Below are 15,869 nucleotides of genomic sequence, written 5' to 3' on the forward strand. Positions count from 1 at the left end.
CCAGGCACTAGAGATTTCGGGGAGATAGAACAATGTCCACAGAAGAAACCAAATTCACCGTCGGCAAAACCACCTTCTACCAAGGTGAAAACCAGACCCATCCGCTGTTCCGCATCGAAGCAGGCATCCCCTGCCAGAGCGCCCGCGAACAGGCGTCGGAGCTAATGGGCTACGCACGGGATATGACCCTGGACGGCTTGATGGAAGACAAACCCCAGCTGATCTGGGCTTCGCATTACCTCTGCGCTTTGGCCAAGGCGCTGATGGATGATGCCGAGCTAGGCATGATGAATAATCATTGAAGCACGCACGGTTATAGGTCTAAAAAAGCCCTCTGGTAGCAGGCTTGTATTGCGAAAGGGCCGCAAAGCGGCCCCAGCACCTAATACCACAGCGTAACTCGGTAAATAGTCACTACAGCAGACATCAGGTTTTTAGAGGCGTTCGAAACGCACCCACCATCAAAAATCAAATACGAATTGAATTACTAGTATTTTCCGGAGTAGCTACAAACTAGCTGCGCTATGATCGGCCCTTGTACAAAGGCGACTACCGCGCTCAGAAGAACCATCGCTAAGAGCGTATTCGCTACAGCCCGCATCCATCCGAAATCATGCAACTCTTTTGTAACCCGGACCATATGAAGCGTGAAGAAGAGATATCCTACACCTACCACCGCATCTGATACGCGTGTCAGGTGGCTCTTCTGAATGGCCTCCGTGACAGCACTACTGTAATCCAGCGACGCGCAGTTTTGCGCCAAGGCACCGAAGCGCGCGCCGAGTGCAGGGAGCTCAAACACCTTCAATATCACGATCCAAATCGAGAGATAAAAAAAGGTGTTTATGCTCACCATCACATGCTGTCGCGTCCTGAACATAGCAGCTCCGATCCCGAAGCATGCACCATAAATTACTATTAAAATCCAATTTATCGTGGTCATCACTACCGCCATCTCCAGGCTCAGTCTGACTCCAGCTAACCGCAATGAGGGCAAACCTAGTAGACCAAGTAGTGCGGCGGCAAATAGCCCGAAAAGCCAAGCACGAGGGCAGATGTCAGCCCTGGCTTTCATTCGATACATAAATGTTTTGTTTGAACTTAAAAGTATTCGAACATCTGAGGCAGTGGCGCAAATCAATGGCCACACCCTAAGGAACAAAAACTCTGATATCTTTTCCATAAGCCCGCAATATTCCCTCTTAGAATTCAGAGCCGAGAATCAGAATGAGGACATTATTGAAAATACTCACGGAAGCTTGCCCTAAAATCCAATGGTTTTAGGTAAAGCTGACTCGATAGATCGCCTTGCAAGATAAATAGCTTCGGCTCGCCGCCAAGCTGGAAAACTCGATAAAGGTAAAACTGACTCCCTGCTTCTGCAGAGAACTCCAATTCATTATGACTCACAATAAATGGAGACGAGATCCCTCCATTTGTCGCCTTTACCTCGATATAGCGATGGAGAACATCGCTCTCAAACGAGAGGATGTCGTAGCCAGCACCATCACCTTGCGTATCCGAGATCCACTCCAGCTTTTGGAACAACTCAGGATACCCCATCTCAGTCAGGCGATGCTGCTCATAACCAATCACCCAATCCTCGCCCAATCGTCCAAGTTTTCGATTCGCTTCGTCCCGAGCGGCGTAGTCAAGCTTGCGCGGTAGACGTTGTCGATTACGTGTCGGTGCGACCAGTTTGCGCCGCTCTTCTATAACCGGAGCATCGACCAGCGCTGCCGAGTAAGACTTCTGTGCCGGAGTCTTGACCTCCTCCAACCCATCGACAATCTTGCCCACCTCTGCCGAATGTCGACGCACGTAATCCTGAACAGCCTTCCGCAATAATAATTGGCTGTTGCCGCGCGGTTTGTAGCCTTGGATAAAAGGCAAGCCCATGCCTGCGAGTACAGCACTGATGTTCTGGTGCTTAAGCTCTACGGACGCTTTGCTTCGCCCTCTCAACTGCTTGCGCAAGAGTTCGTTGTGCCCGGACTTGTTGAACGCCACGCCATCAGCTTCCAAACGGAGCATTTCGAAATAGTCAGCGACAGTGGCCTGGACCTCATTTTCCGTCCAGTCCTCCCCGATCCGTATAACTTCAAAACCCAAAGCCTGGAGCAGCGGAACCACGGTCATTTCACCGCCAGAGAAATCCTCGGCCGTAAGCACGCCTTGATTAGGAAACTGCTTACCAAAGGCAACACCCACGATCGCCTTCGAGTCGCATGGCTCCCCGGTTCGAGGGTTGCGAACCATGTAGTCTCTGGACTTACCGAAACCATAGCGTTTGAGGAACGCCACCCGTCCCAGATGCGAAAACTCATCCATTGCAGCCTGTACGGCGGCGGGGCTTTTCAGGAGGGAAAGCTGGGGCACTGGCTAAGCATCCTTGCGGTGATTTTCGTCGCCACTCTCAGCTTTTTCCTACGCAAAATCAAGCCGCACAAGGCCGCACAACCGGCTAACAACGGCGTGTTTACCTATCACGCGCTAGTCCCATGCCGTCAGACGCACCAGAATATTCCTACGCTCTTTCTCATTTCGTCTGTAGGAAGTATGGTGTCCAGCATCTGCAACGAAGGCGAAACGGTGCCTCAAAACAGCACAGTTCGCCCGCCGCCACAGGATGCGCTCGTGACAACCCTCACCACTTCAACCCAACTCGTCGATATCACCCGTCTGGCCCAGGCCCTTGAGCAGTTCGCCAGCGACCGCAACTGGGCTCAGTTCCATTCACCAAAGAACCTAGTCATGGCTCTGAGCGGTGAAGTCGGTGAGTTAACTGAGGTCTTCCAATGGCTCAGCGAAGACGCCTCCAAGTCCGCAGCCCGCAACCCGGAAACAGCGCAAGCCGTCGAGGATGAGCTCGCCGACGTGCTGATGTATCTGGTGCGCCTTGCCTCGGTACTGGGCGTGGACCTTGACGCCGCAGCCCAGCGCAAGCTGCGCCTTAACGGCGAAAAGTACCCAGTCGAAAAAGCCCGCAATACCGCGAAGAAGTACGACCAACTCTGATTACCCAGCTTCAGTAAGGAAGAAGGACCTTGATCGTTTACGAAGCGACCAAATCGCAGTTCCTGCACGACAGCGATAACGACGACATCGAAGATGTAATTCTGCAGAGTTTCAAAACTGCGACCGGCAAGCTGGTGGCCGCAGCAGAAATGAATGCCTGGAAGAACTCCCTTGGCGCCATGGCCAAGGTGCTGCGGGCATCTGATTTGGCCGAGGATATGTGCGTAGCGATCGAATTGCACATACCACAGACCTCAAAGCGAGTCGATGTAACCCTGACCGGCTTCAATGCCCAGGGCCAGCGCAGCGTTCTGTTGGTTGAACTCAAACAGTGGAGTCAAGCGAAGGTCACCAACAAAGATGCGATTGTGCGCACAGCACTTGGCGGCAACGTTCGGGAGACCGTACACCCGTCGTACCAGGCTTGGTCTTACGCCTGCTTGCTAGAGGGCTTCAACGAGGCCGTTCACTCGGGTGGTATTCAGGTTCAAGCCTGCGCCTATTTACACAACTACGTCCCCGACGGCGTGCTCGATGCTAAGCAGTATGAGGACTACACCACCCGCGCCCCGCTATTCATGAAGGGTAAGGATCAGCTGGAACAACTGCGCTCGTTCATCAAACAGCACATCGCCAGTGGTGATAATAGAACTGTGCTGCATGAGCTTATGGATAGTCCTATCCGCCCATCCAAGGCATTGGCGGATTCGCTGAAGGGCTTACTGAAGGCCCATCCGGAATTCATTCTGATCGACGATCAGAAAGAGATCTTCGAAGCAGCCATAGCCGCCGGTACAGCTGCGTCCGCCGAAAAACCAAGGGTGGTAATCATTCAAGGCGGACCGGGCACAGGCAAGACGGTGGTAGCGCTGAACCTTCTAGTTAAGCTCACCGGACAAGGCCTGAACGGCCGGTACGTATCAAAAAATGCCGCACCGCGAAAAGTGTATGAAAGCAAATTGGCTGGTTCTATTACTCGAAGCCGCTTTTCCCATCTGTTCGTGGGTTCAGGGGCGTTTGTAGATACCAACGCGAATACCAATGACTTTTTGGTGGTCGATGAGGCCCACCGCCTCAACGAAAAGAGCGGTCTTTACGGAAACCTCGGCGAAAACCAGATCAAAGAACTGATCAACGCCTCGGCCTGCACCATCTTCTTCATCGACGAAGATCAGCGCGTCACCCTGAGTGATATCGGCAGCCGAGATGCGATCCGAGCTTTCGCTGAGGCTAAAGGAGCACAGGTTGAGGAGTACACCCTCGCCTCCCAGTTCCGTTGCAATGGCTCGGATGGCTACCTGGCCTGGCTGGACGACGTTCTGCAAGTGCGCCCGACTGCCAACCGGCACCTGGACAGTAACCTTTACGAGTTTAAAGTTTTCGATACCCCCGAAGCACTGCACGCAGCGATCGAAAAGAAGAATGACCATAACAAGGCCCGAGTCGTGGCAGGCTATTGCTGGCCTTGGACCAGCAAGAAACAGCCTTCTGCCTACGACATCGTCATTGGAGAAAACTACCGTCGTAAATGGAACCTCGACCAAGACGGGAGCCTATGGATCATTGCGGAGAAATCCATCGAACAGGTCGGCTGCATTCATACCTGCCAAGGGCTGGAGGTTGACTACATCGGCGTGATCATTGGTCCGGACCTGGTGATACGCAATGGTCAAGTGCAGACTTCCCCCAAGATGCGGGATAAGCAGGACCGTTCAATTCGAGGGTACAAAACTCGGATGAAAACAGCACCGGAAAAGACTAGTGAGTTGGTGGATCTGATCATCAAAAACACCTACCGGACCTTGATGACACGCGGGATGAAGGGTTGCTACATCTACTGCAGTGACGAAGAGACTGCGCAGTATTTCCGCAAACGGGCGAGTTTGGTCGATCTGAGTACACCTGCCACAACATCTGAACTGGTAGCGTCCGCATTTTGAGTGAATAGGGGGGCTGGTTTGAGGTGCCTCTCAAGCCAGCATCAAGAGCCAGAATCGTGAGAAACGGCCGCTTAATATACGAGCGGCTGCCTCCTCACTCTTAAGTCAAACCCAATTTCAACAAAGCAGCGGTTCCCGCTGACCACGCAGATTACGTGCCAGCATTCCCAATGCCCATCTGAAAAGCTAATGAGGTACCGGAAATTGCTTAGTGAACGGCTTGTTAGCCTGTATCCAGAATTGTCTCGTCATGCCTAGAAGCTGCTGCAAATGCTGGCAGGTTGAGCGGTCGGGAAAATTGGCATGAGCATGGACATTCATGACTTCGCATCAAAAAATAAAGTACTGAACATTTTTAATTGAGGTTAGAGTCGGTAGGACTTGTACGAGCGCCACACATGAAATCCTCTTGTACTAGCCCCGCCCTACTCTGGCCGCCAAATACAAAATCGAACGGGTTTTCGCGTCGGAATGGCTCGACATAGGCACTGTACGAAAAGTAACATCATAGACACCGCCTTCAGCAAGTCAGCGTAACTATTGCAACGAAGATTTCCGCCAGTTTGAATAGCACGCACCGTGACAGCAATGCTCCATTAGTCAACCAAATAGCCGTTCGACGGGGTCAACTTCCAATACTTGGTCGGTCAACCAAGCCGCAAACCGAATTTTGGTTCATGCTTCCTGTCGCGCAGCGGAATCGCCAGCTGCCGCACCAGAAATCTCGTATCGCTTAGACAATGACAAAATCCTTTATCTAAAAAGATAACTCTACGGTAAATCAGGCCTTCCAGAGGCGGCATACTTCAAAAGTTTTCCTACGGCTCCTAGGCGTGAATTAACAAGGCAAGGCAAACCAAATCCGTCACAAAGCAATCAAAATCCACCAAAACCCTGCGACCGAAAAGCCACCGTTTGAATAGAAAACCTACAGTAGCACTCCATATGGATGGCTGCGATTTCACTCGAGCACTTGTTCTTCCTCGCTGGAAGCCAGATAATGGCAATGAGACACTATCGTGTAACCCCAAACATACACAGTACCTGCAAAATCGGCCGACAGAATAGCATAGCTCTGCTGTATGACCACCTTACGAATTAAAATACCAGTGAGACAAGAATGTCCGTAAATTTTGAATTAATTATTGACACACCTGCCTTCGAAGTCGACATGAAGTCCGGCCTAACTACACTACAAGGCATTTCAGATGCGACCCGCACTATTGCAGAAACCCTACTTACTGAGAAAGTGCCCGAACGCCTAACATCTAAAAGCAACGTAAGAACTCTATTAAAGAAAAATTTCAAAGGATCATATGGACAGATCTTCAGCTTAGAAATGCATGATGAAGAAGCAAAAAAGAAGTTTAGAAAAATCGGTGGCCCTGCATTTTCCGAGCTGATGAATTATTTCTTAATGGAGTCTCTTTATCTTGAGCCCGATGACCTTTCGGAGAAGGCTCAACAGCAGTTGGATTCGCTGGGCGATACCGCAGAGCATCTAACTGCACAGCTACGCCAATCAATTATGATAAACATCCACGACATCGCAAGAAAATTCGGCCACAACATCCAACTTAACTTCAGAAAAAACTCCACCGAAAAAATAGAAATCGCAAAATTTAACGAAGACACATCATCCGCACTAGAAGCAGAAACCGATAAAAAGCCGATCTTTATTGAAGCCAGCATTAGACGACTTAATGCCAACACTGGCAATGGAAGACTTCAATTAAGGGATGGAGACAATACGATTCCTTTTGGGTTCTCTATGATCTACCAATACGTCCAACTCCCAACAAAAAGAAAGTTTTCAACCAATTTGCATCACAACAACGGCATACCGGAAGAGGATTGGACCTACCTTACCCTTGAAGTACTTCCAGTCCGCATACATGGAGACCGCATCATTAAGTACATTGTAAAAGGCATTTATGAATAGATACTTATGGGTTGCGAGCTTTTTAGCCGCAGTAGTATGTGGATCTTACATTTTCAAATTTGGACTCGCCGAGCATTATTCTATATCGGACAATCCTGAACAGTGGGGCCAGCTCGGGGACTACATAGGAGGATTATTAAACCCTTCTTTAAGCTTTATATCTATTGTCTTGCTCATAAAATCACTAACAATTCAGAATCAGGCCAATAGTGATATCAGACGCGAGATTGAAAACACTCGTAAGACAGAAAAACTTCGATCCTTTGAATCACAACTTTTTCACATGGTAAACTCACTAAGAGAATCATTTGATAAATTCAGAATAAAAAGCGAAGATCCTGAAAATATAATAGATGAACATGCTTCAGGTGCGGTGATCTGGATAGAAACAAAAATCGAAAACATGAGAGAAACGTCTAGGGAAAACACCGAAATTGTCGAATTTTTAAATGAAACCGATTCTAGTGATCAAGTTTTTGGGCTGTGTCGAATGTTTTACCATATGGTGAAGCTAGTATCGGAAAAATTAAGTGACTCGAATGGCTTTTCCAGAGAAGACAGGAACAGTCATTACCTCACCATAATTAACTTTACCGACTTCGCTCTTTTGCGGTTGATAATGATGACAATCCAGTTCCAGGATTATGAATCATGCAAATATATTAGAAATAATAGCGAATTCTATGAAGCAATCTCTGAAATGGGGATGTCATACGATATGTACTAACAAAGTCAGCTAAAATCGTAGCGGAGAAATCTCTCCGCCATCCCATTCCAATGCTAACGCAACTCATTAATCCGGGGGTATAGATATACTCTATCAGCAGTCAGCACCAATTTGATATAGCATCACCCGATAACTGTCCTTTCAGTTGCCAAGTGTGCAAAGGGACATATAGCCTTGCTCCTAGCGTTCGCATAGATGAATTTTATCTCCCTTACCGTAGTATCAAACGTAACAGCCAAGAAAAATCCACCCACAAACTAAAATCTTCAGAAAACCAACGCAACAACGCCCCCCCGAAGAGATATGCTCGACAACCGGAGGCTCATAGATAGGCTTGAAGCTCATCTCCCGCATAAACAAAATAATACTCAACGAGTCATAACCCTGAAAAAAGGTCTACTTTATCCTCGTGCTCCAAGGCTTCCAAGTGAGAAAAATAGATTTTTGGTCTCTTGGCTAACGCACGCCCTTTATCATCTATCCTATCAATTACTCCAAAAATTCTACACCGCAAGAAAAGCAACTGCTTGTAGCGAACGATGCTTCCAACCTCTGGGTAAGAGGTTAAAATATGATCCATGTACTTAAACCCCATAGAGTTTGAAGTTTTGTTCTCCCTAGTCACCTCACCCTCTAACACTACATTTTCACCATGCCGGAGTTCAGGAAACAAAAAATCTTCCGAATCCTCCTCTTCTTCATCGCAGAAAATATATTTATCGGAAACTTCCAGCACCACTTCATCGACTCCATCCTCTAAAATGCTCCCTATCTTCAGCACTCTACCTTCTTCAATCAAACATGCTAGTCTGCTCAAAAGTCTATTCCCAGCCTGGACATATAAATCCAACGCATACTTAGGAACATAAATATATTCACCGACCTCATTCCTGATTCCAATTAGCGCTTTATCATCAGAAAATTTCACAGACTCAAAGCTTTTTACACTCACATCCCCCATATGCTTCGCAATACGAGCAAACCACTTAATAGCATTTAAGGCTTTACTGAATAGGTCACGGACACCGAAATCCGCAAAGTCCCGCTCTGCCATTTTCTGAGCCGCTTGAGTGGCATACGCAGTTGCAACAATTCCAGCGCTAGCTTGCATCCAACCAGCAACTGTTTCTGGAATTAGGGCTTCCCATGAACCGTCTCTTACTTTTACCGGAATTTCAAAATCTACAGCCTTCAGATCTGGAGCAAGTTTTAATAGGAAATGACGAAGGGCATAATCGAAACCAAGTAGCGCCTCGGCTTGCTTCCTTCCATCCATAACCCCGCCTACAGTCAGATCTCCATCATACTTAATGTAACCAAGGTAACCTTGAAATTCCATTTAATCCCCCGCACCACACTTAATGAGCTATTGGAATAATCCGCGCGATACATTCGTGCAATCATTTCAATATCATCATACCAACGGAGAAAAAGCCACCCTTCAATAGCCTTATCTGTGAAGACTTTCATTTTCAGAAATAAAGTCATCAGCATAGCAATCCATTTTATGAGCACAAAAAAGCCCAGTCGTCACCGACTGGGCTTTCTCGTTTCAATAATGGTCGGGACGGAGTGATTCGAACACTCGACCCCTTGCACCCAATTCGATTATTTATTAGCTCTTGATGGAAATTGAAAGAACACAGAGGCATATCACCAACCTAGCAAACACAGGGGTTTCAGGCTATTATTCTATCTACCCCAGCCCATAGCTTTCCACCGAGAGCCGTGCCCACGGTAGGGGTATAAGTAGGGGTATTTTTCCAACTCGTCACGCGTGCAAGGGGTAGAGAATGGCCAAAATAACCGTCAGAGAGCTGGAATCGCTTACCGTTGAGGATAATGGGAAGACCCTTCGCGACGACGGGAACTTGATAGGCAAAGTGATTGCTCGCCAGAAAGGCGTCTCGGTAAGTTTTTATTATCGCTTCAAGTGGGACGGAAAATTCAAAGACTTCGCCTGCGGCACATGGGCCAAGACTGGCAGCAAAAGTAAATCCCTGTCCGAAATAAGAGCCGAGCATAGGAACGCGAGTCGAAGTGTAGCTGAAGGTATTGATCCGACATCTGCCAAGAAGGCAGCCAAAATTGAAGCGCAAACCGCCATTGCCGCCACGATTGCCGAGGCCGAACGGCAGGCAGCGGAAAATAAGACCATTGAAGACTTGTTCAACGAATGGGTAATCGACGGCGTTTCTCGCCAGGATGGAAACGCGGAGTTACGCCGCAGCTTCAAGAAGGACATACTCCCTGCCATTGGCAAGAAGCCGTTGCGTACCCTGACAGAGAGAGATTTATTGACTGTCCTACGTGCAGTTCGTGCTCGCGGTCTTAACCGTACAGTGGTGATCCTGTACAACGACATTGGGCAGATGCTGCGCTGGGCTGAAAAGCGCAAACCTTGGCGATCGCTAATGATTGACGGGAACCCCATCGACTTGGTCGATGTGCTGACGCTACTGGACAACGACTATCAGGAAGAGCGTGACCGCCTGCTCTCCCCTAGCGAAATCCGTGAACTGGCAGATATCTTCGTCCGCCTGGAGCACGACTACGAGGCGTTACCCGCCGGTAGAAAATACTCCGGCATCCGAGCTGTCAGCTCTCGCGTGCAGTGCGCGGCATGGATCTGCCTGAGCACCCTTTGCCGTATTGGTGAGCTACTCAAGGCCGAATGGAAGAATGTAGATCTGGACAAAGGCACCTGGCTCATCCCAGCGCTTACCACGAAAGGTCGTAAAGGCAAGCGCCAGGATCACCATGTCTTTCTTTCTGAGTTCGCTTTGAGGCAGTTTAAGCGTTTGAAGACAGAAACTGGAGACGGCCCATACTGCTTTCCGAGTAGAAATGGTGACTGCCATGTAGACACTAAAACGGTGAGCAAACTGATAGGCGATCGACAATGCCGCTTCAAAAAACGCAGTAAACCGTTATCCGGTCGTCATCACGACGACTCGCTGGTGCTCAGCGATGGCGCGAAGGGCGAATGGACCCCTCACGACCTTCGCCGTACTGGCGCAACCATGATGCAGGAGCTTGGTGTAACACTGGACATTATTGACCGATGCCAAAATCACCTCCTGGCAGGGTCTAAAGTACGTAGGCATTACCTGCACCATGATTACGCCAAGGAGAAAACCGAAGCCTGGCGCCTACTTGGCGATAGGCTAATGCACATTCTGACTTGAGTCACGAAATCAGTCTAAGGTCATTGACAGGGCGAAAACTCACCTTTCGTTATCAACGTCCACTCCCGCCAGATACGTTCCAGTTTCCAGCCACAGCAACACCCATGCGGTAATCAATGCGCCTCTCTCGGAGGTTGGCACTGGGGAGAACGGAAATTAGCCTGAAAAATCACAGACCCACCCCCGCGTAATAGGTCTGCTCGACCCTGGATCAGAAGAGGTCGACAGGAATAGCTCATAATTACCCGATATTCGTCGCTATCACGCTGCATCTCGGTGCCAAACACGCCATAACGCAGTCGCGCACTCAAGTCCTTGCGGGAGCACTCTCTTCGGCTGACCGAGCGCTTACCTCGCTGTTCTGGTCGCGCTAGGAACGGCAGATACCTGCCGCCCCCTGCACAGATCCGTACGTGCGGAACGACCGCATACGGCTCCTGCTTCTCAGCGGTGGGCAACAGGGTTACGGCTTTTGGCCTCTCCTGCTCCGCCCGGAACCTAAACATCCGGCACCGCTGAGATCAAACCAGAGCGCCTGCCACTCAGCAGCTTCTGAGACCACGGCTCGTCTTGCCAAGCACACTCAGTCAGCGCCAGGGACCCGGCCCCATGCAGGCTCCTGTGAATCAACCCCACACGGTTTCAATTCAGAATTATTTGAATGGCCGAAATGGGGAGAGGGTGGACGTATGCCGTGGTATCGCAGAGATCCTATCCACTCGCTTATCAGTTGTTTCTGGCAAACGACACGCGCACCACTCTGTTTCTACCCGTAACACTTCTGGGCTTTTTTGGTGCAGGTCGCAAGACGAACGAGGATTACACGCCAAAAACTTCAAACATGGCACAGATATTGATATAACCACTTGCACCGATTGTTGAACAATCATAAGTGGAGCGTCCCCCATGCCTCGCGCAGTTGCCTTAACCCTTGCCCTGACTCTCGTCGCCTCCGCGCACGCCGCCGACGGCACCTTGCAGCCCGAGCACCTGATTATCGGTTCGGACTTGACCTACCCGCCTTACACCTACCTTGCCGAGGGCAAGCCAGCCGGCTTCGACCCAGAGTTCATGGCCCTGCTCGGTCAGCAGCTCAAACTCACGCCGCAGTTCCATGACACCCGCTTTGCCAACCTTGTAATGGGCGTGAATGCACGGCGGTTCGATGTGGTGGCCTCGGCCCTGTACGTCACCCCCGAGCGCGCCGCGCAAGTGGACTTCGTGCCCTACCTGAAAAGTGGCGCCTCGCTGATGGTGCGTGCCGACGACAACTTCCGCCCGCAGCGGCCCGAAGACCTGTGCGGTAAGCGCGTCGGCTCGATCAAAGGCGGATCGTGGATTCCCAAGCTGATGGCTCTGTCCAAAAGTTACTGCCAGGCCAACGGCCAGGCGCCAATCGACTCCCGCGAATTCCCGACCTCCCCTGAAGCCGCTCAGGCCCTGCTAGCCAAGGCCGTGGACGTGCAGTTCGAAGACGCTGCCGTGGCCGCCATCACCGCCGAAAAACTCAAGGGTCGTATCACCCTCAGCTCACAGACGCTGATCTACCCAGTGGTTATAGGCCTTGCAGTTCGCAAGGGCAATGACGTGTTGCTCAAGCAACTCGATCAGGGCCTGGCCGCCATGAAAGCAAGCGGCGACTACCAGACTCTACTCAGCCGCTACAACCTGGGCGAACCCAGCCCAAGCGACGTTGCCCAGGCCCTGGGCCAGGGCCCTCAAGCGGTTTCGCAGTAATCCGGAGCACACAGCATGCAATTTGATTGGCATTACACCGCAAGCCTCCTTGCCAACGGTGACTTCTGGAAGGCGGTCGGCACGGTCGTGGAACTTAGTGTCGAAACCTGGCTGGCGGGCATCGTGCTGGGCTTTATCCTGGCCCTGGCCCGACAGTCGCGCCACAGCATCGTCAACCGCGCCGCAGCCCTGTACATCTGGTTCTTCCGCAGCCTTCCATTGTTGGTGCTGCTGATCTTCGTCTACAACCTCCCCCAGGTATTCCCAGCAACCAGCGTACTGCTCTCCAACCCCTATGCGGCAGGCCTGATCGCCTTGGTGCTGAGCGAAGCGGCCTATATCGCGGAAATTCATCGGGGCGGACTACTGGCCGTGGCCAAAGGACAACTCGAGGCTGGAAAGGCACTGGGTATCGGCTACACCGGCACTCAGCGACTGATCGTGATTCCTCAAGCGCTGCGGGTGGCATTGCCGACCCTGGCCAACGAATACATCACCATCGTCAAGCTGACGTCACTGGTGTCGGTGATCTCGCTGTCGGAGATCCTGCTGGTGGGCCAACAGCTCTATACCCAGAATTTTCTGGTAATGGAAACCATGCTGGCGGTCGCGTTCTACTACGTGCTGATCGTCACGGTGTTCAGCTACCTGCTCAAACGCCTTGAACGTCACTTGGACGTCAGCCAGCGCACCCCGCGCCCCATCCCGGACAGTCACGCCTTCCTGCCGACCGCCCCCGTAACTCCAAACCAGGGCGATTTCGCCCTGCGTGTATTGGGAGCACGCAAGCACTACGGCGAGCTCGAGGTGCTAAAGGGTATCGACCTGGACATCCGCTTCGGCGAGGTAGTTTCTATCATCGGCCCGTCAGGCTCCGGCAAGACCACCCTCATCCGCACACTCAATGGCTTGGAAGGCCTCGACCGCGGCCAAGTCGAACTGTGTGGCAAGCCGTTCCTGCGCGGTCGCCTGGACGACGGCGGCAGCTTGTCCGGCCGCTTGCACATGGAAGGAATCGTCCAAGTCGGCATGGTGTTCCAGGGATTCAACCTGTTCCCACACAAGACGGTACTTGAGAACGTCGTGCTTGCGCCCCGCCATCACGGGCACGCCAATGACGCCGAACTGCGCACCCTGGGCCTATCGCTGCTGGCCAAGGTGGGATTGCGAGAACATGCCGGCAAATACCCGCACCAACTTTCCGGCGGCCAGCAACAGCGCGTGGCCATTGCCCGGGCGCTGGCCATGCGCCCGCGAGTGATGCTGTTCGACGAGCCCACCTCGGCCCTCGATCCGGAACTGGTAGGCGACGTGCTCAAGGTGATCGAAGAGCTGGCCCGCGAAGGCATGACCATGGTTATCGTCACTCACGAAATGAAGTTTGCCTTCCAAGTCTCCGACCGCGTGGTGTTCATGGAGAGCGGGCAAATCGCCCAGGCCGGCGCACCGCGGGACCTGCTCGACAATCGCAGCGAACGCATGGGTCGCTTCTTGAAGGACGTACAACTCGCATGAACAAAACGCTCCCCACAGTACAAGTGTTGTCGCTGGCGGACCAGGTGGCCTGCGAACTGCGCGAGGACATCATTGGTGGACGCTTGCTGCCAGGTATGGCCCTGATTGAGGCCGAACTGACCAGCCGCTATAACGCTTCGCGCAACACCGTGCGAGAGGCCCTGCACCAACTCGGCAGAGAGGGACTGACCAGCTACGTACGCAACAAAGGTGTGATGGTCCGCCGCATAGGCCTGGCTGAGGTGCGCGACCTATTCCTGGTGCGCCGCACTCTGGAGATCCAAGCAATCCTGGGTAGCAAGCCACTGCGCGAGTACCAGTCCGACTCGATGCTCGGCGCTATCGAGGCAGCCGAGTTGGCCCGCGACCGCGAAGACTGGCAGGCCTTCGGCACCCACAGCCTACGCTTTCACCAGCACATCGTCGGGCTGTTACGCAGCCCACTGCTGGACGCCTTCTTCACCAATATCGCCGCGCAGATGCGCCTGGTATTCGCCGTGGCCCCTGACGAAGAAAATTTCCAGCGCCCATGGCTGGAACGAGACTGCGAGATCCACGACCTGCTTGCCGCTGGCCGTCGCCACGAGGCCGCCGAGGCTATGACCCGTTACCTGGATGACTCCGAGCATGCTCTGCTCGACCTACTGAGCCACCCTGCCCGTGGCTAATCCACGGCATGGCCGCCTAAACCTCAAAGGAGAATCGCATGAAGCCTGCACCCCTATCCCAAGCTCCGAATGACGCTGCACAACGCAAGGCCATCAAGCCAGTACTCTGTTACCCGGTGGAGACATTACCCCGCCCAGACATCGGCACTTATCGCGCGCTGCGCGAGGGACTCAAGCATGTCAGAACCGTTATGGTGCCGGCCCGCGATGCAGCAACTTTCACCGTTCCGGCGGGAAATTTTTTTCGTATTGTCTCGACCGAAGGGCCGCAAGTCGGCGACCTGAATCTCTTCAACCAACATGACCTCACAGAGCGGTTCTATACAGGTAAAACCAGGGCATTGAATGGCACACACTTGGGAGTCGGCGATCAACTATTCTCCAGCTTTCCCAACCTGCGTCCCATGGCGACAATCACCCATGACACGCTCGACTGGTATGGGTTTGATGAATACGGCGGCTCAGTACACGACGTGATCGGTACGCGCTGCGATCCTTACACCCACAATCTGCTTAGTCATGGCGGTCAATATCACCACTGCTGCCATTCCAACCTGACCCGCGCGCTGTCTGCATCAACGGGGCTGGCGCCGCATGACGCCGAGCCACATGTACATGACGTTCTGAACGTGTTCATGTGCACCGGCTTTACCCGCGACACGGGCCAATACTTCATGAAGGCCAGCCCAGTACAACCTGGCGATTATCTCGAATTTTTTGCAGAAATAGACCTGCTCGGTTGCCTTTCCGCCTGCCCCGGTGGGGACTGCTCAACCGAACATTCGTCTGACACCGCGAAATGCTATCCGCTACTGGTAGAAATCTTCGAAGCAGCGCAGCGGCCTGAAGGGTGGACCGCGCCAAGCGTCAGTGGATACGATCGCACCCATGGGATCGGCCAGTAGCATATCAAGTGACTGGTGAGCTCTTGGAGTTTCTCGGATCGAAACTCCAACGGCATCAGTGACATTATTAATGCCTGAGCGCTTCAACCTGAAGCCGATCGTGCTCAGTTTGTCGTGATGGGCTGCTTCGAGGCTGAGGCAGTCCATCTTTCACAAAAGACTTGAACAATCGGCCGCGCTAGGCTGCAGGCATTCCTAAACGACAAGGCTTTAAACGCTAGTCCATCGC

The 15,869-nt window shown here is 52.1% G+C and carries 13 protein-coding genes; 10 read left to right on the plus strand and 3 right to left on the minus strand.

From position 1 onward, the window contains the following. Positions 1-32: 32 nt before the first annotated feature. Complete coding sequence (locus JV551A3_RS18895) at positions 33-302, plus strand: DUF3077 domain-containing protein (protein ID WP_133971369.1); 270 nt, start codon at positions 33-35, stop codon at positions 300-302. A gap of 185 nt (positions 303-487) precedes the next feature. Here JV551A3_RS18895 and JV551A3_RS18900 read toward each other — a convergent pair whose 3' ends face one another. Together JV551A3_RS18900 and JV551A3_RS18905 are read right to left on the minus strand one after the other, a co-directional pair. Next, positions 488-1,183 carry a hypothetical protein gene (locus tag JV551A3_RS18900; protein ID WP_133971368.1) on the minus strand — a complete coding sequence of 232 codons (696 nt, stop codon included), beginning with the start codon at positions 1,181-1,183 and terminating at the stop codon, positions 488-490. Positions 1,184-1,236: 53 nt separating this feature from the next. After that, positions 1,237-2,379: a protein NO VEIN domain-containing protein gene (locus JV551A3_RS18905; RefSeq protein WP_166674242.1), complete on the minus strand. Its 1,143-nt coding sequence runs from the start codon at positions 2,377-2,379 to the stop codon at positions 1,237-1,239. 258 nt (positions 2,380-2,637) lie between these two features. Here JV551A3_RS18905 and JV551A3_RS18910 point away from each other — a divergent pair, with 258 nt between their 5' ends. The 4 genes from JV551A3_RS18910 to JV551A3_RS18925 all read left to right on the plus strand — a co-directional run bounded on the left by JV551A3_RS18910 (position 2,638) and on the right by JV551A3_RS18925 (position 7,627). Continuing rightward, positions 2,638-3,018, plus strand: coding sequence for a nucleotide pyrophosphohydrolase (locus JV551A3_RS18910; RefSeq protein ID WP_133971419.1), 381 nt, complete (start codon positions 2,638-2,640; stop codon positions 3,016-3,018). A gap of 29 nt (positions 3,019-3,047) precedes the next feature. Further along, on the plus strand, positions 3,048-4,958 hold the full coding sequence (locus JV551A3_RS18915) for a DUF2075 domain-containing protein (RefSeq protein WP_133971366.1): 1,911 nt from the start codon (positions 3,048-3,050) through the stop codon (positions 4,956-4,958). Positions 4,959-6,078: 1,120 nt separating this feature from the next. Further along, positions 6,079-6,900, plus strand: coding sequence for a hypothetical protein (locus JV551A3_RS18920; RefSeq protein WP_061302523.1), 822 nt, complete (start codon positions 6,079-6,081; stop codon positions 6,898-6,900). Beyond that, positions 6,893-7,627 (plus strand): hypothetical protein, encoded by a 735-nt coding sequence (locus tag JV551A3_RS18925; RefSeq protein ID WP_133971364.1) that lies wholly within the window; start codon positions 6,893-6,895, stop codon positions 7,625-7,627. The genes JV551A3_RS18920 and JV551A3_RS18925 overlap by 8 nt, the downstream gene beginning before the upstream one ends. Before the next feature lie 376 nt (positions 7,628-8,003). Here the strand turns inward: JV551A3_RS18925 and JV551A3_RS18930 are convergent, their stop codons facing one another. Further along, positions 8,004-8,966, minus strand: a complete 963-nt coding sequence (locus JV551A3_RS18930; RefSeq protein ID WP_133971362.1) for a hypothetical protein — start codon at positions 8,964-8,966, stop codon at positions 8,004-8,006. 454 nt (positions 8,967-9,420) lie between these two features. Here JV551A3_RS18930 and JV551A3_RS18935 point away from each other — a divergent pair, with 454 nt between their 5' ends. The 5 genes from JV551A3_RS18935 (at position 9,421) to JV551A3_RS18955 (ending at position 15,640) form a co-directional block, all read left to right on the plus strand. Next, positions 9,421-10,815, plus strand: coding sequence for a tyrosine-type recombinase/integrase (locus JV551A3_RS18935; protein WP_133971360.1), 1,395 nt, complete (start codon positions 9,421-9,423; stop codon positions 10,813-10,815). Between the two features lie 906 nt (positions 10,816-11,721). Beyond that, the gene (locus JV551A3_RS18940) at positions 11,722-12,552 is read left to right on the plus strand and encodes an ABC transporter substrate-binding protein (protein WP_133971358.1); all 831 of its coding nucleotides are present in this window, start codon (positions 11,722-11,724) and stop codon (positions 12,550-12,552) included. Between the two features lie 15 nt (positions 12,553-12,567). Further along, positions 12,568-14,067, plus strand: a complete 1,500-nt coding sequence (locus tag JV551A3_RS31265) for an amino acid ABC transporter permease/ATP-binding protein (RefSeq protein WP_133971356.1) — start codon at positions 12,568-12,570, stop codon at positions 14,065-14,067. After that, on the plus strand, positions 14,064-14,735 hold the full coding sequence (locus JV551A3_RS18950) for a GntR family transcriptional regulator (RefSeq protein WP_133971354.1): 672 nt from the start codon (positions 14,064-14,066) through the stop codon (positions 14,733-14,735). The genes JV551A3_RS31265 and JV551A3_RS18950 overlap by 4 nt, the downstream gene beginning before the upstream one ends. 38 nt (positions 14,736-14,773) lie before the next feature. Further along, the gene (locus JV551A3_RS18955) at positions 14,774-15,640 is read left to right on the plus strand and encodes an urea carboxylase-associated family protein (protein WP_133971351.1); all 867 of its coding nucleotides are present in this window, start codon (positions 14,774-14,776) and stop codon (positions 15,638-15,640) included. Positions 15,641-15,869 lie beyond the last annotated feature (229 nt).

This window comes from Pseudomonas inefficax, from assembly GCF_900277125.1.
GTDB classification, from domain to species: domain Bacteria; phylum Pseudomonadota; class Gammaproteobacteria; order Pseudomonadales; family Pseudomonadaceae; genus Aquipseudomonas; species Aquipseudomonas inefficax.